The following is a 22,320-nucleotide window of genomic DNA, read 5'->3' on the forward strand; positions in this document are numbered from 1 at the left end:
CTTGCAAAATTAACAAAGTTCATTATAAACTTTCAAAAAGTTTAAACGCCTGCCCGTCAGACATACCGGCTAAATAGTCGCAAATTACCCTTGCACGCTTGTTTTCAGGAGAATTTTTCCAACGCTCCCGCACATTATTGGGGAGTAATCGCATCGGATCACTACTTAAAATATCGAACAATTCCATTAGAATGCGTTGCCCCTTGCGTTCCACCCGCTGGGTTTTGGCATCACAAATCACATATTGATACACAAAATCTTTTAAGATTTTCAGCACACAAGCAACATTCTCCGGCAAATAAGCATTATAGCGGAGCAACGGCTCGTCAAATTCAGGCAGTACTTTCCAACGCACATTGGTAATAAAATGATTCACTAATGCCCCGATCACATCTTTTCGCTCGTAGCGGTGCTGAGAAAAGAGCTTTTCCCGAATCTCCAGCAGGCGTTGTTTCACCCAATCGGATTGGCACTCCGCCAGCAATTTTTCCGCATTTTGCCACGATTGCGGTGTGACCATTCCACCTACAATCGCATCTTCCAAATCGTGTACGCCATAGGCAATATCGTCCGCTAGTTCCATTATGCTGCAATCGAGAGATTTATATTGCGTTTTGTTTGGCTGTTTCGGATCTTGATTGGGCTGAACCGTGCAAAATTGGCGTCGGTCTTTTTCACTTAACGGGGCTAATACCCACTCAAAAAAATGGGTGTCGTCATCAAAAATCCCTTTGCTCTGTGGGAAATGATGCAAATTAATATGCCGAGATTTACTTATTTCTGCCGGCTCAATCGGCGAGGTTTGCGACAACAGAGCCGGATATTTCATCACACCAAGCAAGGTACGGCGGGTTAGATTCATTCCAGCTGTTTCAGTGTAAGGCTCAAGCTGGGTCATAATCCGAAACGATTGAGCATTGCCCTCGAAGCCACCAAAAGCGTGCATTTTATAATTTAACGCCATTTCGCCACCGTGCCCGAACGGCGGATGTCCAAGATCGTGAGCGAAACAGAGCGATTCCACCAAGCTATGATCCGGCAATAAAGCGGTCAGATTTGCCATATTTTTTGCAAATTCCTGCTCCGAACAGACCGCTTGAAAGCCTTCCACATCCGCTAATAATTTTTCTCGCAAACTGCTACCGATTTGAGCCACTTCCAACGAATGGGTTAAACGGGTTCGATAAAAATCATCTTCCCCCACGGCGTGAATTTGCGTTTTCGCCTGCAAACAGCGAAAAGCCTCCGAATGCAATAACCTTGCCCGATCCCGCTGAAAAGGCGAGCGGTGATCTTGTTCCCGTTTTTTATCCGCCAAATAACGTTCATTCCAAACCGATGAAATCATATTGCCTCCATTTTCCGCCAACTGCTTTTCTTATATAATCTCCCCATTTCGACACTTTATATCATAACAATTCATCTGAAAACAATGGCTATTTTTTATTCTGAAAAATCGGCAAAAAAACCGATAAAATCACCCGCTTGTCAAAAGGCAACTATTCAATCATTAGATTATCAAGGCTTAGGCATTGCCAAAATCAACGGCAAAACTTGGTTTATCGAAAATGCCCTGCCTGATGAGCAAGTGGAATTTAAAGTGTTGGAAGAAAAACGCCAATATGGACGTGGACAAGCGGTTAAAATTCTCAAAAAATCTGCAAATCGGCGAATGCCAAGTTGCGAACTTTACGGACAATGCGGTGGCTGCCAAATGCAGCATATTTCGCTTGAATTGCAACGTGAGACAAAGCAACAGGCATTATTTCAACGCTTACAGAAATTGCAACCCCACACTATTGATGTTCAGCCGATGATTATCGGACACGATAAACACTACCGCCGCCGGGCAAAATTAAGCATTGCGATTCAACAGGGAAAGGTAGTAATCGGCTTTCGTTTGCAAAATTCCAACCAAATTATACCGCTTGCACACTGTGAAGTGCTGGTTGAACCGCTTGCCAATTTGCTCCCCAAATTAAAACACCTGATTGAAAACTGGCAACAGCCGAAAAAATTGGGGCATATTGAGCTGGTAAGTGCGGATAATACCATTGCCCTATTTTTCCGCCATTTAGGGGCATTATCGGCACAAGATAACCACAATTTGCGTCAATTCGCTACACAAGAGCAATTATCTCTTTTTGTGATGACGGAAGAAAACCGCATTGAGCATCTGTGCGGTGAACGCCCGTATTATCAAATTCAGGGTCTAAAGTTGCATTTTTCAATTCGGGATTTTATTCAGGTGAATGCCACGCTCAATGAAAAAATGGTGGAAAAAGCCCTTGAGTGGCTGGAATTATCCAGCCAAGATCGAGTGTTAGATCTCTTCTGTGGAATGGGGAATTTTACCTTGCCTATTGCTCAGCGAGCGAAATCGGTAGTAGGTGTGGAAGGGGTTGAACCAATGGTGCAACAAGCCCGAGAGAATGCGGTGACAAGCGGTCTAAAAAATGTGGAATTTTACCAAACCAATTTAGATGAGCCTTTTGCCGACAAACCTTGGGCAAAAGAGCCGTTTAACAAAGTGTTACTCGACCCGGCACGCAACGGGGCATTATTTTGCCTAGACCATTTAGCTTCGCTCAATCCTGAGCGGATTGTTTATGTTTCGTGCAATCCGGCAACACTGGTGCGAGATGCCGAAAAGCTATTGCAATTAGGCTACCGACTGGAAAAAGCAGCAATGATTGATATGTTCCCGCACACAGGGCATTTGGAATCTATTTCGTTGTTTTTAAAATCTTCGTAGGTTGAGTTATATATACTTGTTGGGTTTTCCCCGATGGTGCGAGCGTCCACGCTCGTACCACACAAGCGGTTAATTCTGCCTAAAAATTTGCAAAAAATGTACTATTATTAACCGCTTGTAGAAATTTGTTGGGTTTTCGCAAGCTAACCCCAACCTAGTTATCGCTTATAACACAGAAAATAATACACCACACCGGCTAACATAACGCACAATGCCATTGCCAAAAGCATTGGGGCTGCACTGGTTACAGCGATATGTGAAAGCCCTGCTCCAACAAGGGAAGCGACACCAAAACGAGCCGTACCGGCTACCCCGTTAGCCGTGCCTGCCATTTGCGGAAATTGCTCTAAAATAGCGGCACTGGCATTACTGCCAATAGTGGAAAGCATTCCGATATAAAGCGGAATACCGATTGCCATTGCCCAGAAGCCTAAATCAAAAATCGCCACCAAAGCCAGCCAAATGCCTGCTAATACTTGCATACCTAAGGCAATTCGCAACATCGTTTCAGAGCCGACTTTCACCACCATTTTGCTGTTAATCGCCGTCATCGTTACCATCACAATCATATTCAGCCCGAAGAAATAGCCGAAATGTTCTTGCGACACGCCATAAAGCCCAATATAGACAATCGAGCCTGAGGTTAAAAAACAGAAAATACCAGCAAAGGTTAAGCCGCCAATCAGCACATAACCAAGAGTAGGCTTATGTTTCAGTAAGGTGGCAAAATTGCTTAAAGTTTTGGCAAAACTTAACGGCAGGCGTTTTTCGGGGGCTAATGTTTCAGGGATTTTCCAACTGATTAAGACCACGCACAAAATCCCCATCGCCACTAACACATAGAAAATTGAGTGCCAGTGGAAATATTTGGCAATATAACCGCCAACAATCGGTGCAAGCAATGGGGCAAGCATAGAAATAATCATAATAACCGACATCAATCTGGCAAATAAATTACGCTCAAACAGATCTCTCACTAATGCTCCCAGCACCACCGCCGGGGCTGCCGCACATAAGCCCTGTACTAACCTTAGCAGGTAAAATGTTTCAATATTCTGAACTTGGGTCAGAAAATAAGCGGCAATCGCCGAGCCGACTAATCCGATTAAAATAATGATTTTCCGCCCAAAGCTGTCTGCCATCGGCCCCCAGAATAGCTGCCCTGCCCCAAAACCTAAGGTAAACACCGCCAAGGTGGTTTGCACTTTTTCTTGCGAAACCGCCAAGTCACGGGCAATGTCTAAAAATGAGGGCAAATACATATCAATGGCTAATGGTGGCAACATTGCCATCATACCTAATATGATGAAAAAGCTCAGGCTTGGTCTTCTACTTTCCATTAAAACTGGCTATCTCCTCTGAAGTGAGCGGGCGGAATTCACCTTCTTCCAACGTTTCATCTAACACCACATCGCCAATTCGCCAGCGATGCAATGCCTCGACTTTATTCCCAAGGGCGGCAAACATTCGCTTAACTTGATGATAACGCCCCTCACTAATGGTTAAATTCACATTGTAATCGTCTAAAATTTCAAGTTGAGCCGGCAAGGTTGGCTCTTTCTCGCCACGCAGTAAAATTCCTTCTGCCAACTGCTGTGCATAAAAATCTTCCACCGGATCAGCAAGGGTCACTAAGTAGGTCTTTTCACAATGGTGCTTGGGCGAGGTAATACGGTGCGACCATTTGCCGTCATCGGTTAACAGTACCAGCCCTGTGGTATCCACATCTAACCGCCCTGCAGTATGCAGCTTGGTCATTAACGGATAATCAAAGAATTGAAATACCGTTGGGTACTCGCCATCATCGTGCGAACAAATATAGCCCTGTGGCTTATAGAGCATAAAATACTGCCCCTCTTCCACCCACTCTAATTTCTGATCTTCGTAATAAATTTCATCTTCTTGGCTGATTTTTGCCGCACCACTTTTTTCAATGTTGCCGTTTACCATCACCATGCCACTTTTCAGCACTTTAGCTGCCTGTGAACGGGTTAAACCGGTATTCTCGGCGATAAATTTGTCTAAACGCATATTATTTTTATACCATAAATTACTTTCCCCTCTCCCCTCGTGGGAGAGGGGAAATGTGCAAACTTTTTTAGAAAAATGACCGCTTCCCCTCTCTCTGCTTATTTCGCTGAACGCTCATAAGCGGTCTCTCTCCCACAAGGGGAGAGAGTGTTTAATTGGGAGATTATACCACAACTTCCCTCACAAATTCGCTCTCTAGTCCAACCAACGGCAAGCTTGAACCGTGCCAATCTCGCAATAATTGGTGTTGCATTAAATTTAACGTATCCAACCCCGGCACACTGTTTGGGGTGTATTGTTGGGCGATACGAGCCAGTTGGGTTAAGCCTAAACTGCTCTCAAGGCTTGAGCTAATCACTGCTGCTAATCCTTGCTTCTGTGCTTGTTGAATTAAATTCACGCATTTTTCAAGCGAGCCAACCAGCGTAGGTTTAATGATAATAGCGGTCAAATTTGGCTCTTTTTTTACCAAAAAATTTGCCTCTCGCACCGTTTCATCCCACGCAATCGCAATGTCGGTTTGTGAGGCAAATTGGCGAGAAAGCTCCGGAGTTTGGCAAGGTTCTTCGATAAATTGGATACGGGGTTTATGTTCATTTGCAATTTTTTCAGCAAATTTAACCGCTTGTTCTAAGCTCCAAAGACGGTTGGCATCAAGCCTTAGGCGTAAATTCGGGAAAGTTTGCAACAGCAAATTTGCCTGCTCGCCTTCCTGTTCAGGATTGAGACCGATTTTAAGTTTACCGATTGGGGTCGTATGTTGGCTAAATGCCGTGTGTAACTTTTCCAAATCGCCATAGCACAGCACCGCCGATTGGTTATTCGCTTGCTCGCCTAATTCATTATTCAATTCCGCCAACGCACAGCTTAGCCCAAAAGCAACGGACGGGAAAAGCTGCTCTAACGTTTCAGGCTCTTCCTTCTGCCACGCCTTTAACCAATTCACAGCTTGGTTTTCAGCTTGTTCTAGGCTCTCTTGGCTAAAACTTGGAAGCGGTGCAATTTCTCCCCAGCCGACTTTCTCCTGTTCTTGCAAGCACACCAACAATCCTTGTCGTTCTTTCAAAAGTTGCTTGCGTAACACTACGCCGCTTTGAATGGGTAGTTGGTAGCGGTATAACTTTACTTTTCGCATACTATTTTATCCAAAATAGGTTTAGAGGCGAAACATCTTTCGCACACATCATAATTGGGGAAATTGAGGCGAAAAATGTTTCGCCTCTAGCACATCATATTCTACCGCTTGTTAGCCCAAAGCCCTAATAAATTCACGCCAACTGGTAAACCTGCCACTTTTGGGCTAAAATAGACGGCAATTTTTACCCTAATTTTAATGAGAAAAAGAATGACTAACCAAAAACGAAAAATGCTTGTTACTTGTGCCTTGCCCTATGCTAACGGTGCAATTCATTTAGGTCATATGCTTGAACATATTCAAGCAGATATTTGGGTGCGTTTTCAACGTATGCGTGGCAATGAAGTCCACTTTGTCTGTGCCGATGATGCCCACGGCACGCCTATTATGCTTAATGCCGATAAATTAGGCATTACCCCTGAGCAGTTAATCGAAAAAGCCAAAGCCGATCACGAAGCGGATTTTGCCGGTTTTAATATCAGCTTTGATAATTACCATTCCACCCACAGCGAAGAGAACCGCCAAATCACCACCGATATTTATAAAACCTTAAAAGCGAACGGTTTTATTAAAAGCAAAGTGATTTCGCAGCTGTTCGACCCTGAAAAAAATATGTTCTTGCCGGATCGCTTTGTGAAAGGCACTTGCCCGAAATGTAAAGCCGAAGATCAATATGGTGATAACTGCGAAGTCTGTGCCTCTACCTACAGCCCGATGGATTTAATCAACCCTCGCTCGGCAGTTTCTGGAGCGACACCAGTGGTAAAAGAATCGGAACATTTCTTTTTTGACCTGCCAAGCTTTGAGGGAATGTTGAAAGAGTGGACTCGCTCCGGCTCACTCCAACCTGAAATTGCCAATAAAATGCAAGAATGGTTTGAAAGTGGCTTACAACAATGGGACATCAGCCGTGATGCCCCTTATTTCGGTTTTGAAATTCCGGACGCAGAAAACAAATTCTTCTACGTTTGGTTAGATGCCCCTATTGGTTATATGGCATCGTTTAAAAATTTATGCGACCGTGCAGGCATTGATTTTGATAAGTTTTGGCAAAAAGATTCTACCACCGAGCTTTATCACTTCATCGGTAAAGATATTGTTTACTTCCACAGTTTGTTCTGGCCGGCAATGTTGGAAGGCAGCGGCTACCGCAAACCGACCAATGTGTTTGCTCACGGTTATGTGACGGTGGACGGGGCGAAAATGTCGAAATCTCGTGGCACGTTCATTCAAGCTAACACCTATTTAAAACATCTCGATCCTGAATGTTTACGCTATTACTATGCGGCAAAATTAAACGATCGCATTGAAGATTTAGATTTTAATTTAGACGACTTCGTGCAACGTGTAAACAGCGATATCGTAAACAAATTAGTGAATCTTGCTTCTCGCAACGCCGGTTTTATCGCTAAACGCTTTGACGGTAAATTAGCCGAAAAATTAGATGACGAAGCATTATTCAATGAATTTACCGCTCAAGCGGAAACCATTGCGAATTTCTATGAAAACCGTGAATTTAATAAAGCTATTCGTGCCATTATGGAATTAACCGATAAAGCCAATAAATACATTGACGACAAAGCCCCTTGGGTCATCGCCAAAGAAGAGGGCAAAGAGGCTGAATTACAAGCGGTTTGTTCAATGGGCATTGAGCTATTCCGTGTGCTAATGAGCTACTTAAAACCGGTGTTACCAAAACTGGCAGAACGTGCCGAAGCATTCTTACAAAGCGAATTACGTTGGGATAATATCGCTACCCCATTATTCGGGCATACCGTGGCACCGTTTAAATCGCTATTCTCACGCCTTGAGAAAAAACAGATTGATGCAGTTATTGATGAAACCAAAGCCTTATTTGCAGAGGCGAATAAGAAAACCGAAAACCAAACCAAAGGAACACAAAAAGTGGAACAACAAGCGCTCGAAAAACAAGAAAATATTGCAGTTGAGCCAATCAGCCCTGAAATTACGATTGATGATTTCGCTAAATTAGATTTGCGTGCAGCCAAAGTATTGAACTGCGAGGCAGTGCCGAAATCAGACAAAATGTTACGTTTTGAGCTGGATTTAGGTGATCACCAACGCCAAGTGTTCTCCGGCATTAAAGCGGCCTACCCAAATCCGGAAGCACTTATCGGGCGTTTTGTGATTGTAATTGCCAACCTTGCTCCACGCAAAATGTCGTTCGGTATGTCGGAAGGAATGATTTTATCTGCCGGCACAGGCGGTGCGAACCTATTCTTATTAGATGCAGACAGCGGTGTTCAGCCAGGAATGCAAGTTAAATAGGAGAAGATGATGATTCAACAAACGCTTTCTATTATTAAGCCGGATGCTACACGCCGTAATTTAATCGGCAAAATTTTGGCTCAATTGGAAGAAAACGGGCTGACTATCAAAGCTCTAAAAAAAGTACATCTTACCCGTGAGCAAGCGGAAGGATTTTATGCGGAACACAAAGGCAAAGATTTCTTTGAGCCGTTAGTGGAATTTATGACATCAGGATCTATTGTCGTTTCTGTACTGGAAGGGGAAAATGCGATCAACCATTATCGTGCATTAATGGGAGCAACCAATCCGGATAACCGTGAAAAAGGCACAATTCGTGATCTTTACGCCTTAAGTATGCGTGAAAATTCAGTACACGGCTCAGATTCAGAAGAGTCGGCAAAACGTGAGATTGCGTACTTCTTTGTGCCGAGTGAGATTGTTTAATAAAGTAGGGGCGAAAAATTTTTCGCCCCACTATTGTAATTCGCCCCTAGCGTAGATTAAATATATTCCACACCCACAATGTCAAACTCAACTTTACCGCCCGGTGTGGTAATGCTGACCGAATCGTCCACTTCTTTGCCGATTAAACCACGAGCAATCGGGGAATTCACTGAAATTAAGCCCTCTTTAATATTGGCTTCATCATCACCCACAATGCGGTAAGTGACTTCTTCATCAGTATCGGCATTCACTAACTGCACCGTTGCCCCAAAAATTACTTTGCCGTTGTTTGCCATTTTAGTGACGTCAATAATTTGAGCATTGCCCAATTTGCCTTCGATTTCTTGAATCCGCCCTTCGCAGAAACCTTGTTGTTCACGGGCTGCGTGATACTCAGCGTTCTCTTTTAAATCACCGTGTTCACGGGCTTCTGCAATCGCATCAATAATTTGAGGACGACGCACATTTTTTAAAAAATCCAATTCTTCACGCAGTTGCTCTGCACCACGCACCGTCATAGGAATTTGTTTCATTAAATCTATTTCCTTACTAAAAATTATCGGTTTACGAATTAAAACGAAAGGGCTATTATTCAATTTCTCACTAAAAATTTCAACTCCCCTTTTATTATGATTTTTAAAAATTTCACTCGTGCTTTTTTAAATAAATTTATCTTATCTACACTCCTGATTCCAAGCATTACACAGGCTGAAATTAATACCGAAGAATTATTAAACACCTTGCCTGCCGGCACTTCTGTTAGCTTTATTGCTAAAAATTTAGACACTAATCAAATCGTCACCCAATACCAAAGTGATATTTTTATGCTACCTGCCAGCACTCAAAAAGTCTTTACGGCATTGGCAGCTAAATTAACCTTAACCGATGATTTCCGCTTTCAAACTGCCCTCTTAACCAACGGAAAAATAGAAAACGGAGTGTTAAAAGGCAATTTAATTGCCCGTTTTAGTGGCGACCCTGAGCTTACAAGCGGTCAAATTTACCAATTAATGAGCAAATTAAAGCAACAAGGCATCAACAAAATTGAAGGAGATTTAATTTTAGACACGTCGGTTTTTGCCAGCCACGACAAAGCCTCCGGTTGGATTTGGAACGACTTAACAATGTGCTTTAACGCCCCACCTGCGGCAATTAATGTGGATCACAACTGTTTTTATGTCACCTTAAATGCCGACCAACCCATTGGCGAATTTGCTAAAGTGAATGTGCCGTCCGCTTATCCGGTGCAGATGTTTAGCTCTGCTTATATTGTCGAGCCGAAAGAAGCCCCTTTTTGCCAACTTGATGTAGTGGTTCACGATAACAACCGCTACCAAATCAAAGGCTGTATGGCTCGCCAGTCTCAACCGTTTGGCTTAAGTTTTTCGGTGCAAGACCCAACCAATTATGGGGCAAATATGCTTAAAGCCCAGTTAAAAAGCCTTAAAATTGCCTTTAACGGGCAAGTAAAAGAGCCACTCACTGCCCAAAACGGCACGCTACTTGCCGAGCATTATTCCGAGTCTTTGCCGGTATTATTGAAGAAAATGATGAAAAAATCGGATAACCAAATTGCCGATGCTCTATTTAGAACCATTGCCAACAAGCAACACAACCGCCCGGCATCGTTCCAATTAGGTAGTTATGTGATTCGCCAGTTATTAAAAACCAAAGCCAATATTGATTTTAAAAACAGCGTAGTGGCTGATGGCTCAGGGCTTTCCCGCCATAATCAAGTCAGCAGCCGAACAATGCTGGAAACCCTTGAATATATCGCCCAAAACGAAGAAAGCTTAAAACTGTTTGAAACCTTCCCGATTGCAGGCGTGGACGGTACTATTTCCGGCAGAGGCTCTATTTCAACCGAACCGCTTGCCAAAAACCTAGTTGCCAAAACCGGCTCGCTGAAAGGGGTTTACAACCTTGCCGGCTTTATGAAAAACGCCCGTGGCGAACGCATTGCTTTTGTGCAATTTATTAACGGCTATTCCACCGGAGAGCTGGAAAGCAAAACTAAGCGAGCTCCGCTTAATACATTTGAAAATAAGTTTTATATGGCGTTGTTTAATGAATAGGACTTATATTTTGTGTGACGGAGTGTTAAAATGTAGCCACTTCACTACAAAAAGGAGGTACAAATGACTATTATGACCAGCAGAGAGTTTAATCAGCACTTAAGCCAAGCACAAAAGGCAGCACAATTTTCACCTGTAATTATCACTAATCGAGGTGAACCGGCTTTTGTATTAATGAGTTATACCGAATATCAAAAGACGCATATAAAGCCTGTCAGAAGTGCTTTAGAAGCACTAACACCAATAGACAACGAAGATATTGAGTTAGTCTTACAACCTCGCAGTACGAATCGAAGAAAGCTCTCTATTTTTGAGGATGAATAATGTATTTACTTGATACCAATATCATTAGCGAAATCCGAAAAATCAATACAGGCAAAGCCAATCAGGGGGTTATTGATTGGCTTTCCGCCGTTCCAGGAAATCAACTCTATACAAATGCAATCGTATTAATGGAATTAGAACGAGGTGTATCGGCAAAAGAGCGTAAAGATAAACAGCAAGGGGCGATATTACGCAAATGGTTAGAGCAAGTGATTAAACCGTTTTTTGCACAGAGAACGCTCACGATTGATGCACAAACCTCTCAAGTGTGTGCCAAACTACACATTCCGGATCACGCCCCTGAAAATGATGCATGGATTGCGGCAAATGCAATTCAGCATAATTTTATTTTAGTCACACACAATACGAATAATTTTGCCCGTACAGGCGTAAAGCTACTCGATCCATTTAAAAGCTAAACACAAGCGGTCGTAAATTTTTAACATTTTACGACCGCTTGTTCTTTTCTAAGCCATTAAATCTTGATGGTTTCGTTGCATTTTCACCTCAATATAACTACAACTTGGCTTGATTTTCAGGCCTTTTTCTTGAGCAAACGCAATTAAAGCATTGTAAAGCTCTCCTGCAATACCTTTACCTTGAAAAGCATCATCCACTCGGGTGCTGTAAGCATCAATCACGTTCTCTTTTATATAGCGATAACGTAATGTGCCTGCTTTTAGGTTGTTTTCGGTAAAATAGTCAAATGTGAAATCTGCTAAATTGTGGTTAATCATAGTTCCTCCTATTCTTTTTCCGCTATTCTACCCGCTTTAATCACGAGTGCAAGCGGTCGCTTTTGCAGAAAAATTTGCAAAAATAACCGCTTGCAGATGAAAAAAGCAAACGTTTGCGTTATAATCTTTGCCGTTTATTTTCACGTTAACACTCATTTTAAGGAATTTAAAAATGGCGATTCAACAGGCGTTATTAAGTGTGTCTGATAAAAAAGGCATTGTCGAATTTGCTCGTGGGCTATCGGCTCGTGGGGTTAAACTACTCTCTACGGGCGGAACTGCAAAATTACTGGCTGAAGCCGGTTTGCCTGTAACAGAAGTATCCGATTACACCGGTTTTCCTGAAATGATGGACGGGCGTGTAAAAACCCTGCACCCGAAAGTGCACGGCGGGATTTTAGGTCGCCGTGGTACTGATGATGAAGTGATGAACCAACACGGCATTGAACGAATTGATATGGTAGTCGTAAACCTCTACCCTTTTGCTCAAACAGTGGCCAATCCAAATTGTAGCCTTGAAGATGCGGTAGAAAATATTGATATCGGAGGCCCGACAATGGTGCGTTCTGCGGCGAAAAATCATAAAGATGTGGCGATTGTAGTCAATAGCAATGATTTTGATGCCATTCTTGCTGAAATGGATCAACATCAAAACAGTTTAACTTTAGAAACCCGTTTTAATCTTGCCATTAAAGCGTTTGAGCATACCGCCCAATACGATTCAATGATTGCAAACTATTTCGGGCAAAAAGTACCACCTTATCAAGGTGCAGAGGAAGAAAATTTAACCCAACCGAGTGGACAATTCCCTCGTACCTTAAACCTCAATTTTGTGCGTAAACAAACGATGCGTTATGGCGAAAATTCGCATCAAAACGCTGCATTCTATGTGGAAAACGAATTAAAAGAAGCCTCTGTTTCCACCGCCAAACAATTACAAGGCAAAGCCCTTTCGTATAATAATATTGCGGATACCGATGCCGCTTTGGAGTGTGTGAAAGAATTTAGCGAGCCTGCTTGTGTGATTGTAAAACACGCCAACCCTTGTGGTGTTGCGTTAGGTAAAAATATTTTAGATGCCTACAACCGTGCTTACCAAACCGACCCGACATCTGCTTTCGGTGGCATTATTGCCTTTAACCGTGAATTAGACGGTGAAACCGCTCAAACCATTGCAGACCGTCAATTTGTTGAAGTGATTATTGCACCAACCGTCTCAGTTGCTGCTAAAGAAGTATTAGCCGCTAAGAAAAATGTGCGTGTACTTGAGTGTGGTGAATTTACCTTGGCTCAAAAACGCTTAGATTTCAAACGGGTAAACGGCGGATTATTAGTGCAAGATGCTGATCAAGGTTCTGTTTCTATTGAGGATTTACAAGTGGTTTCAGAGCGTAAACCAACCGAAACTGAACTGAAAGACTTATTATTCTGCTGGAAAGTAGCGAAATATGTGAAATCGAATGCGATTGTATATGCGAAAGATGGGCAAACTATCGGTATCGGTGCAGGGCAGATGAGTCGTGTTTATTCCGCCAAAATTGCCGGTATTAAAGCCGAAGATGAAGGCTTGCAAGTTACCGGCTGTGTAATGGCTTCCGATGCGTTCTTCCCGTTCCGTGATGGTATTGATGCTGCCGCAAAAGTTGGGATTACTTGTGTGATTCACCCAGGTGGTTCAATGCGTGATCAGGAAGTGATTGATGCTGCCAACGAACACGGTATGGCAATGGTGCTGACAGGTATGAGACATTTCCGTCACTAATTTTTCAAACTAAAGGCTATCTTACATTGATAAGATAGCCTTTTTCATTGATTAATCACAAGGTAAAATTTTGATTGCTAAACCACCTGTTGAGGTTTCACGGTATTTTGCATTCATATCTTTGCCGGTTTCATACATTGTTTCAATGACTTTATCCAAACTAACGTGAGGTAAGGAAGTACGGCGTAGTGCCATTCTGCTGGCATTAATCGCTTTGACGGAGGCGATTGCATTTCTTTCAATACAAGGCACCTGAACCTGCCCACCAACCGGGTCACAAGTTAAACCTAAGTTATGCTCCATTGCAATTTCTGCTGCCATACATACCTGTTCAGCAGTACCGCCCATAATTTCCGTTAATCCTGCCGCCGCCATCGAACAAGCAACACCAACTTCTCCTTGGCAGCCCACTTCAGCACCAGAAATAGAGGCATTCATTTTGTATAACGAACCAATCACACTGGTAGTCAATAAATAACGCTCAATAGTATCTTGATTAAGCTGTGCAATAAATTTTTGGTAGTACGCCAAAACTGCCGGCACAATACCACAAGCCCCATTGGTAGGTGCGGTGACTACTCGTCCACCGGCTGCATTTTCTTCATTGACTGCAAGCGCATACATATTCACCCAATCAATAATTTGCATTGGGTCGGTATTAAATTTACTGTTTGCCTCCAGCATTCTGCGTAACCCACTGGCACGGCGTACTACTTTCAATGGGCCCGGTAGTAACCCTTCCGTATTCAGACCACGCTCAATACAGGCTTCCATTGTTTTCCAGATCATCGCCAAATAATCTGAAATTTCTGCTTTACTACGCAACGCAAGCTCATTTTTCCAGACCAAAGAAGAAAGCGGTAATCCGTTATTCTTACAATGAGCCAGTAAATCTGCAGCATTATGATATGGAAACGGAACAGAGAGATCTGAATTTTTAACTTGCTCAAAATTAGCTTCATCAACAATAAAACCACCACCAATAGAATAATAGGTATTTTCAAATAACAGCTCTTCACCGCTCAAGGCACTGAATTTCACGCCGTTTTCGTGGCGAGGTAAGAAATCTCGATGAAACGGCATATCTGCATAAAAATCAAACTGAATGGTTTTAGGTTCTATGCTGTTTTCTGCAATAGTAAGCTGTTGATTTTGTTTTAGATTTTCAATAGTTTGCTCAATACGTTCAATATCCACATTATGAGGCAAATACCCCATTAATCCCATTATGATGGCAATATCCGTATTATGTCCTCGCCCGGTGAGTGATAATGAACCATATACATCTACCCGCAAGCGGTCAATTTTGTTTAAAAATTTGCGATTTTGTAACTCATCAACAAATTCCTTTGCAGCTTTCATCGGCCCCACTGTGTGGGAACTGGAAGGCCCAATTCCCACTTTAAACATATCAAATACACTAATCATAAACACAAATTCACATAGAAAATAAAAGGGCGTATTCTACATTGATTTTAGAAAGATTACAGTAACCCATATACTATTGCTGAAATAGCAATACAGCCCATCACCAGCACAAATAAATGCCCAGATTCACCTTTGAAACGAGCAAGTGCAGGCACTTTATAAACCGCATAGACAGGCATAATAAACAAGATCATCGCAATAATCGGCCCACCTAGGCTTTCAATAAACCCTAAAATGCTTGGATTAATGGTCGCAACAATCCATAAAATGATTAAAAAAGTAATAGCGGTAATTTTGCGGAATTTGCTTGGCTCAATCGGCTCTTTACGCATTTGATTAACCAATCCTTCTAACCCCTCGCGCGCACCTAAATAATGCCCAAAGAAAGAGCTACCAATCGCCAAAAAAGCAACCAACGGTCCAAAATAGGAAATAATCGGATTATCAAATTTATTCGCAAGGTAAGAAAGAATCGAAATATTTTGTACCTTAGCTTGTGCTAATTCTTCAGGTGTCAAAGTTAATACACAGCTAAATACAAAGAACATTACAAACAATACTAAGATAGAGGCAGTAGAACGTAATACTTTAGCTGATTCAATTTCAGCCGTCTTGTCATCTTGGTAATATTTCTGTTGAGAAAGTGCAAAAGAAGAAATTGCCGGCGAATGGTTAAAAGCAAAGACTAAAACAGGAATAGTCAGCCAAAGTGTAGTAAAGAAGTCTCCTGTAGTTGGCATTTGCTGTAAGGCAGCTGTATTCCACTGTGGAATTAAATAAATAGATAAGCCCAATAAAATCAACACTAATGGATACACAAGACAAGTTGTGATTTTTAACATGACTTGCTCACTTAATAACATTACTCCGATCATAGCAGCTATTAGCATAAACGATAATACAGCCCTAGATGGTGGCGCGATATGAAGCTGATTCTCCATAAAAGAACTCACGGTATTGGTAATACCTACACCATAAATCAGTAAAATCGGAAAAATGGCAAAGAAGTACAGTAGCGTGATCAATTTACCAGCCTGTTCACCAAAATGTTCACGAACAACAGCCGTAATATCGCTCCCTTTGTATTTTGAAGAAAGCACAAAACGTGTTAAGCCACGGTGAGCTAAATATGTCATTGGTCCAACTAACAAAGTCATAATAATAAGTGGGTAGAACCCACCCATACCTGCATTAATTGGCAAAAATAAAACGCCGGCTCCTACCGCAGTACCAAATAAATTTAGTACCCAAGTAAGAGAAAAACGTTGAGATTGAGTGGCCATAACTTCTCCTTAAACAAGTATCTAAAAAATAATTATCCGTATATTAGATCCAGAAAAAAGGAAGACAACGGATTTTTAACTATTTTTTGATCAAACTAGAAAAAGCAGAAAAAATAGTATTTCTGGCGAACAAAATTCAATCAAACAGAATTAAATTTCACTTAAATTAAAGAAATTTAGCATTTTATTTTTATGAGGAAATTTCTTTTAGATATGAAAAAACCGGTTAGAATTAACTTAACCGGTTTCAAATTTGATTTGCAAAAAATAACTAAATTAAGCCCGCTTGTTGTAATGCTTTTAACACTACAGGCTGTGCTGATTCAGACAGTGTGGTAAGCGGTAAACGTAAATTAGGTTCACTAATTAACCCTAATTTGTAAGCTGCCCATTTCACTGGAATCGGGTTAGATTCCACAAATAAGTCATGGTGTAACGCCATTAAGCGGTTATTAATTTCTTCTGCTTCAGAAAATTTGCCGGCAAGAGCTAACTCACACATTTTTGCCATATCAGCAGCAGCAACATTATTGGTGACCGAGATCACCCCTTGACCACCTAATTTCATAGACTCAAAACCGGTAGCATCATCACCACTCAAGAAAATAAAATCTTCACCGGCTAATTGCTTAATTAAAGGTAAGCGGCTTAAATCACCAGTTGCTTCTTTCACAGCAACAATATTCTCAATTTTCGCTAAGCGACCGATTGTTTCAGGTTTTAAATCACTCCCTGTCCGCCCCGGCACATTATACAGAATTTGTGGTAAATCTGTACTTTCTGCAATCGCTTTGTAGTGTAAGTACATCCCCTCTTGCGTTGGCTTGTTGTAATAAGGCACTACACTTAAACAACCAGCTACACCACTGTTTGCTAATAATTTAGTCATAGTGATAGCTTCACTGGTCGCATTAGAACCGGTTCCTGCAATAATTGGAATACGTCCATCAGCAAATTCAACCGTTTTCTTAATCACCTTAACATTTTCATCAATGCTTAATGTGGTAGATTCACCTGTTGTACCAACAGATACAATAGCGTGAGAACCTGCTTGAATATGATACTCAACTAATTTTTTTAAATCCTGATAATCTACCTCACCATGAGTCATTGGTGTAACTAATGCTACGATACTACCGTGAAATAAAGGGGTCGCCATAATCATCTCCTGTATTTTTTTATTATGCTTGATAACATTGCTAGATTGCAAAATTCAGCTTAAATATGCAAGCACTTTTTTGAAATTATTTAAAATTAATCATATAGGCTTTGATCACCTTCATTTGGGCGAGTTTTAAAACGGCGATGTAGCCACATATATTGAGTTAGCGCAGCCATAATTTCACGTTCTACCACCCGATTCATTAAAATAGCCGTTTCAACTTCATTTTGACATTGACTAAAATCAACGGCAGGACTGACTTTTACTGTGTAGCCTGAATAGTCCAAATTTCGCATCGGGCTAAACGGGATCACTAAACTCTTTGGGGCAGAACGAAGTAACATATAACTACCCGCAGTAGTACAAGTTTCCTCCACTGCAAAAAATGGTACAAAAACGCTATTTCGTCTTCCATAATCGTGATCAGGCGCATACCATATCATCTCGCCATTTTTTAAAGCTCGAATCATTCCACGCACATCTTTACGGTCTAACATTGCTTTATTTGAGCGAACACGTCCTCGAAACTGTATCCAATCTAATAATGGATTATCATTCGGTCGATAAACCCCTACTCCTTGATGATGCAGCCCAATAATTCTTGCACCGAGTTCTAAAGTCAGAAAATGCACCCCTACAAGTAAAATACCCCTTTCCTGATCACGCTGTGTTAAATGCTCTAGCCCTTCGATTTTAGACCATTTAAGAATACGTTTATCCGACCAAAACCAAGCCATACCGGTTTCAATAATCGCCATTCCAACCGATTTCATATTTTCTTCGACTAATTCCTCTACTTTCTCAGCAGAGTAATGGGGAAAACAGAGCTCTAAATTACGGCGAGCAATACGCATACGACGTTTACCAAAACCCAATTTAGTAAACAATTTACCTAGTCCCAGACCAATTTTTACTAAAATAGGATAAGGCAAACATAAAATTAACTTAAAAACACCTAAACCGAGCCACAATCCCCAATATTTAGGGTGTAAAAATTGTGTCTGGAATGGAGGTAACTGTTTTTTCTCACTCATTAATTATTCTCACATACTAGATTATGATTACATTATAGCTAAAAACTGCTAAAAGTGTTAAGTAGATCAAATTTTTGGAAACTTATTTCATTTTTCACTTGAATTTTTGGAGTGATGAGCATATTTTGGTTATTAGAATATCAACGGCAAAAGCCTTAACTAAACAAGAGGAAAATGTTATGTCATTAAATATTTCAAGCAAACAAATGGACATTACCCCTGCAATCCGTACTCATATTGAGGAGCGTTTAGCTAAGTTAGAAAAATACCACACCCAATTGATAAACCCACATTTTATGCTGATAAAACAACCTAACTCATTCCAAGTTGAAGCAACAATTGGCACCCCTTTAGGTGATTTAGTCGCTAAAGCTGAACATGAAGATTTATATACTGCAATTTTTGATGTTAAGAAGAAATTAGAAGGTCAGTTAATTAAACTAAAAGAGAAAAATGAACATTGATGTTTAAACTTTACATCTAATAATAAGGGCTAAATGAGAGATATCATTTAGCCCTATTTTTTATTCCAAGAGTAAGCGGTAAAATTTACCGTATTTTTCGCAAAAATATACCTTATTGAACAATTGTTCAATAAGGTATATATATTATTAGCTTCTTAGAATTCGAAGCTTTTTGTTATTGTGCAGCCTGCTGAATTTTATCGCCCGCTTTTTCAACATCCTTACCAACACCATCAACGGTATTACACGCAGTCAAGAAAGTTGCAGCTGCTAAAATAGTTAATACTAATTTTTTCATAGAAAGCTCCTTTTTTGTTGTTTACTTATGAAAACGATTTCAATATAGCAACTTTACATTATTTAAGCAACACCTAAACTTAATAATCTAATTGATCTTTATAAAGCTCATAATCCGCTTTTAGTGCCTGAATCAATTCAATAAAATCATCAGGTAACGGGGCGTGCCACTCCATCATTTCACCAGTAATCGGATGCTCTAATCTCAACATTGTGGCGTGTAAGGCTTGGCGTTGGAAGCCTCGTAACACCGATAAAAACGAGTCACTCGCACCTTTAGGTGGGCGAGGTCTACCGCCATAGAGCTGATCACCTAATAATGGGTGAGCAATATGCGCCATATGTACCCGAATTTGGTGAGTACGCCCTGTTTCTAATCTTAAACGTAAACGTGTGTAATTACGAAAACGCTCCATAATACGATAATGCGTAACCGCCGGTTTTCCCATTGGGTGAACAGCCATTGCCGTACGTTTAGTTGGGTGGCGAGCCATTGGCTCATCAACTTTTCCACCCTGTGTCATAATGCCGCTGGCAATCGCTTCATATTCACGGGTAATACGACGTTTTTGTAATGCGGTTACTAAGTGAGTCTGTGCCGGAATGTTTTTAGCCACTACCATTAAGCCTGTCGTGTCTTTATCCAATCGGTGGACAATCCCTGCTCGAGGCACTTCTGCAATCGGTGGATAATAATGTAACAAAGCATTCAGCACTGTACCGTCCGGATTACCAGCCCCTGGGTGAACCACTAAATCCTTCGGTTTATTAATGACGATAATATCGTCATCTTCATACACAATATTTAGTGGAATATCTTGAGGCTCAAAACGAATTTCCTCTTCTATTTCAGCGGTAATTTCAACAGTTTCACCACCAAATACTTTTTCCCTTGCTTTATTCACAATATTACCATTGACTTTCACTAGATCACTTTCAATCCACACTTTAATGCGTGAACGAGAATAGTCCGGAAAAAGTTGTGCCAGAGCCTGATCTAGGCGAGCACCTAGTAAATCTGCAGTAATTTCTGCTGTTAAAATCTTTTGTTGAGTCATTAAACCATAAATCCTAATTAGTCATTTGCTTACTTGCGTGATGTTATATAGAATAGCGAGATGAACTTCATAAGTTATTCTTAGTCAGAGGACATTGTACATTAACTTTTCGTCCTAGACACTTTTTATAGGTAAAACATATGCGTAAATTTAAATCTCTTGCCACATTAGTATTAGCCGGACTGTTTGTTGCAGGTTGTTCAAATTCAAATAAAGAATTAGAACAATCCAACGTTCAAGATCTTTATGGCAAAGGTCAGACCTATTTACAAGATGGAGATTATAATTCTGCCATTCGCTACTTAGAAGCGGTTGGAACCAAAGGAGGCCAATATTCAGGACTTGGTGAGCAAACCCAACTAAGTTTAATTTATGCTCAATATAAAGTTGGCGAATACTACAAAGCACTTGATGCCGCAGAACGTTTTGCTCGCTCTTACCCGAATGCAGCTAATATGGATTACGTATTCTATCTAGCAGGATTATCAAATGCACGTCTAAGTGATAATTTTATTCAAGACTTCTTTGGTGTAAATCGCGCCTCTCGAGCCGTAGATAATGTTCGTAATGCTTACGGTAACTTCCAAACTATTGTACAGCGCTACCCTCAAAGCCAATATGCACAAGATGCTCAAAATTGGATGAATTACTTATTTAACCGTTTAGCGGAACACGAATTAGCCGTTGTTAAATTTTATGATGAACGTAATGCCTATGTGGCTGTAGTAAACCGTATCGAAGAAATGTTGCGTTTTTACCCGAATACACTGGCAACCAAACAAGCATTGCCATACTTAAAAGAAGCATATAAGCAAATGAATATCCCAGATGCAGAGCAAAAAACGGAACTCTTGATCCAAGAATATGAAAGTAAAGAGCTACCGAATCCTGAAAAACCGAAGTATGGCGAACAATTCTAGTCGTACAGAGAATAATGTGAGGGGCGTTCTTCGCCCCTTTTGGTTTTCTAACTTATTTTGACTTCACCCACTATGCGAATTTTAGGTATTGAAACTTCTTGTGATGAAACCGGCGTTGCGATTTACGATGAACAGCAAGGCTTAGTCGCAAACCAGCTCTATAGTCAAATTGATATGCACGCCGATTACGGTGGTGTCGTGCCTGAATTGGCGTCCCGCGACCATATCCGTAAAACATTGCCACTGATTCAAGAAGCCTTAAAAGAGGCCAATCTGCAACCCTCAGATATTGACGGCATTGCCTATACTGCCGGCCCAGGCTTGGTCGGGGCTTTATTGGTCGGCTCAACCATTGCCCGTTCTCTGGCTTATGCTTGGAATGTTCCAGCATTGGGCGTTCACCATATGGAAGGGCATTTACTTGCCCCAATGTTGGAAGAAAATGCCCCTGAATTTCCGTTTGTGGCATTATTGATTTCAGGTGGACACACCCAACTGGTAAAAGTTGACGGCGTCGGGCAATACGAACTACTTGGTGAATCGATTGACGATGCTGCCGGCGAAGCCTTTGATAAAACAGGCAAACTACTCGGTTTAGACTACCCTGCCGGTGTAGCGATGTCGAAATTAGCGGAATCCGGTACGCCGAATCGTTTCAAATTCCCTCGCCCGATGACTGACAGACCGGGACTGGATTTCAGTTTCTCCGGTTTAAAAACCTTTGCTGCGAATACGATTAAAGCCAATCTTAATGAAAATGGCGAACTTGATGAGCAGACCAAATGCGATATCGCCCACGCATTCCAACAAGCCGTGGTTGATACTATTTTAATTAAATGCAAGCGAGCGTTAGAGCAAACCGGCTATAAACGCCTAGTGATGGCAGGGGGCGTGAGTGCCAACAAGCAATTACGTGCCGACCTTGCCGAAATGATGAAAAAATTAAAAGGCGAAGTGTTCTACCCTCGCCCACAATTTTGCACCGACAACGGAGCAATGATTGCCTACACTGGCTTTCTTCGCTTAAAAAACGATGAACAAACCGACTTAAGCATTAGCGTAAAACCCCGCTGGGCTATGACCGAATTACCACCGATTAATTAACCTTTCAAGCGGTGAAATTTCTTGTTAATTTTGCAA

At 41.4% G+C, this 22,320-nt stretch carries 22 protein-coding genes; 10 read left to right on the top strand and 12 right to left on the bottom strand.

The genetic code is table 11. The features are described from left to right. Positions 1–22 precede the first annotated feature (22 nt). Positions 23–1,348, bottom strand: coding sequence for an anti-phage deoxyguanosine triphosphatase (locus EL242_RS09020; protein WP_126302320.1), 1,326 nt, complete (start codon positions 1,346–1,348; stop codon positions 23–25). Between the two features lie 84 nt (positions 1,349–1,432). Here EL242_RS09020 and rlmD point away from each other — a divergent pair, with 84 nt between their 5' ends. Next, positions 1,433–2,755 (top strand): 23S rRNA (uracil(1939)-C(5))-methyltransferase RlmD, encoded by a 1,323-nt coding sequence (rlmD, locus tag EL242_RS09025; protein WP_126302321.1) that lies wholly within the window; start codon positions 1,433–1,435, stop codon positions 2,753–2,755. Positions 2,756–2,913: 158 nt separating this feature from the next. On the opposite strand, the gene EL242_RS09030 is transcribed toward rlmD, so the two are convergent. The 3 genes from EL242_RS09030 to menC all read right to left on the bottom strand — a co-directional run bounded on the left by EL242_RS09030 (position 2,914) and on the right by menC (position 5,921). Then, positions 2,914–4,095, bottom strand: coding sequence for a Bcr/CflA family multidrug efflux MFS transporter (locus tag EL242_RS09030; protein WP_126302322.1), 1,182 nt, complete (start codon positions 4,093–4,095; stop codon positions 2,914–2,916). Then, a complete protein-coding gene (rsuA, locus tag EL242_RS09035; RefSeq protein ID WP_126302323.1) occupies positions 4,085–4,786 on the bottom strand; it encodes a 16S rRNA pseudouridine(516) synthase RsuA in 702 nt (233 codons plus the stop codon). The genes EL242_RS09030 and rsuA overlap by 11 nt, the downstream gene beginning before the upstream one ends. Positions 4,787–4,949: 163 nt before the next feature. Further along, entirely contained in the window at positions 4,950–5,921 is a 972-nt protein-coding gene (menC, locus tag EL242_RS09040) for an o-succinylbenzoate synthase (protein ID WP_126302324.1), read from the bottom strand. A 210-nt stretch (positions 5,922–6,131) separates the two neighbouring features. Here menC and metG point away from each other — a divergent pair, with 210 nt between their 5' ends. Together metG and ndk are read left to right on the top strand one after the other, a co-directional pair. Then, on the top strand, positions 6,132–8,210 hold the full coding sequence (metG, locus tag EL242_RS09045) for a methionine--tRNA ligase (protein ID WP_126302325.1): 2,079 nt from the start codon (positions 6,132–6,134) through the stop codon (positions 8,208–8,210). A gap of 9 nt (positions 8,211–8,219) precedes the next feature. After that, complete coding sequence (ndk, locus tag EL242_RS09050) at positions 8,220–8,636, top strand: nucleoside-diphosphate kinase (protein ID WP_020831248.1); 417 nt, start codon at positions 8,220–8,222, stop codon at positions 8,634–8,636. A gap of 56 nt (positions 8,637–8,692) precedes the next feature. On the opposite strand, the gene greA is transcribed toward ndk, so the two are convergent. Continuing rightward, positions 8,693–9,169 carry a transcription elongation factor GreA gene (gene greA, locus EL242_RS09055; protein WP_006249257.1) on the bottom strand — a complete coding sequence of 159 codons (477 nt, stop codon included), beginning with the start codon at positions 9,167–9,169 and terminating at the stop codon, positions 8,693–8,695. A gap of 96 nt (positions 9,170–9,265) precedes the next feature. Here greA and dacB point away from each other — a divergent pair, with 96 nt between their 5' ends. The 3 genes from dacB (at position 9,266) to EL242_RS09070 (ending at position 11,454) form a co-directional block, all read left to right on the top strand. Then, positions 9,266–10,711 (top strand): serine-type D-Ala-D-Ala carboxypeptidase, encoded by a 1,446-nt coding sequence (gene dacB, locus EL242_RS09060; protein ID WP_126302326.1) that lies wholly within the window; start codon positions 9,266–9,268, stop codon positions 10,709–10,711. A 63-nt stretch (positions 10,712–10,774) separates the two neighbouring features. Next, positions 10,775–11,035 carry a type II toxin-antitoxin system Phd/YefM family antitoxin gene (locus tag EL242_RS09065; RefSeq protein ID WP_126302327.1) on the top strand — a complete coding sequence of 87 codons (261 nt, stop codon included), beginning with the start codon at positions 10,775–10,777 and terminating at the stop codon, positions 11,033–11,035. Continuing rightward, positions 11,035–11,454, top strand: coding sequence for a type II toxin-antitoxin system VapC family toxin (locus tag EL242_RS09070; RefSeq protein ID WP_126302328.1), 420 nt, complete (start codon positions 11,035–11,037; stop codon positions 11,452–11,454). The genes EL242_RS09065 and EL242_RS09070 overlap by 1 nt, the downstream gene beginning before the upstream one ends. A 48-nt stretch (positions 11,455–11,502) precedes the next feature. On the opposite strand, the gene EL242_RS09075 is transcribed toward EL242_RS09070, so the two are convergent. After that, positions 11,503–11,772: a GNAT family N-acetyltransferase gene (locus EL242_RS09075; protein ID WP_126302329.1), complete on the bottom strand. Its 270-nt coding sequence runs from the start codon at positions 11,770–11,772 to the stop codon at positions 11,503–11,505. 172 nt (positions 11,773–11,944) lie between these two features. Here EL242_RS09075 and purH point away from each other — a divergent pair, with 172 nt between their 5' ends. Beyond that, positions 11,945–13,534, top strand: coding sequence for a bifunctional phosphoribosylaminoimidazolecarboxamide formyltransferase/IMP cyclohydrolase (purH, locus tag EL242_RS09080; RefSeq protein WP_126302330.1), 1,590 nt, complete (start codon positions 11,945–11,947; stop codon positions 13,532–13,534). Between the two features lie 51 nt (positions 13,535–13,585). Here purH and EL242_RS09085 read toward each other — a convergent pair whose 3' ends face one another. From EL242_RS09085 to EL242_RS09100, 4 genes are all read right to left on the bottom strand, one after another. After that, a complete protein-coding gene (locus EL242_RS09085) occupies positions 13,586–14,962 on the bottom strand; it encodes an L-serine ammonia-lyase (RefSeq protein ID WP_126302331.1) in 1,377 nt (458 codons plus the stop codon). A gap of 56 nt (positions 14,963–15,018) precedes the next feature. Further along, positions 15,019–16,245 carry a serine/threonine transporter gene (locus EL242_RS09090; RefSeq protein WP_126302332.1) on the bottom strand — a complete coding sequence of 409 codons (1,227 nt, stop codon included), beginning with the start codon at positions 16,243–16,245 and terminating at the stop codon, positions 15,019–15,021. A gap of 271 nt (positions 16,246–16,516) precedes the next feature. Continuing rightward, complete coding sequence (gene dapA / locus EL242_RS09095) at positions 16,517–17,410, bottom strand: 4-hydroxy-tetrahydrodipicolinate synthase (RefSeq protein WP_413463072.1); 894 nt, start codon at positions 17,408–17,410, stop codon at positions 16,517–16,519. Between the two features lie 89 nt (positions 17,411–17,499). Beyond that, positions 17,500–18,441, bottom strand: coding sequence for a Kdo(2)-lipid IV(A) acyltransferase (locus tag EL242_RS09100; protein ID WP_126302334.1), 942 nt, complete (start codon positions 18,439–18,441; stop codon positions 17,500–17,502). Positions 18,442–18,620: 179 nt separating this feature from the next. Between EL242_RS09100 and hpf the strand changes: the two genes are divergently transcribed. Continuing rightward, positions 18,621–18,905 (top strand): ribosome hibernation-promoting factor, HPF/YfiA family, encoded by a 285-nt coding sequence (gene hpf, locus EL242_RS09105; protein WP_006253705.1) that lies wholly within the window; start codon positions 18,621–18,623, stop codon positions 18,903–18,905. A 175-nt stretch (positions 18,906–19,080) separates the two neighbouring features. Here the strand turns inward: hpf and EL242_RS09110 are convergent, their stop codons facing one another. After that, complete coding sequence (locus EL242_RS09110; protein ID WP_006250558.1) at positions 19,081–19,203, bottom strand: entericidin A/B family lipoprotein; 123 nt, start codon at positions 19,201–19,203, stop codon at positions 19,081–19,083. Positions 19,204–19,282: 79 nt separating this feature from the next. Beyond that, on the bottom strand, positions 19,283–20,260 hold the full coding sequence (rluD, locus tag EL242_RS09115; protein WP_006250557.1) for a 23S rRNA pseudouridine(1911/1915/1917) synthase RluD: 978 nt from the start codon (positions 20,258–20,260) through the stop codon (positions 19,283–19,285). Between the two features lie 140 nt (positions 20,261–20,400). Between rluD and EL242_RS09120 the strand changes: the two genes are divergently transcribed. Further along, on the top strand, positions 20,401–21,180 hold the full coding sequence (locus tag EL242_RS09120; RefSeq protein WP_006253082.1) for an outer membrane protein assembly factor BamD: 780 nt from the start codon (positions 20,401–20,403) through the stop codon (positions 21,178–21,180). Positions 21,181–21,252: 72 nt separating this feature from the next. Further along, positions 21,253–22,284, top strand: coding sequence for a tRNA (adenosine(37)-N6)-threonylcarbamoyltransferase complex transferase subunit TsaD (tsaD, locus tag EL242_RS09125; protein ID WP_126302335.1), 1,032 nt, complete (start codon positions 21,253–21,255; stop codon positions 22,282–22,284). Positions 22,285–22,320 lie beyond the last annotated feature (36 nt).

The sequence above is a fragment of the Mannheimia haemolytica genome (assembly GCA_900638155.1).
GTDB lineage: Bacteria > Pseudomonadota > Gammaproteobacteria > Enterobacterales > Pasteurellaceae > Mannheimia > Mannheimia glucosida.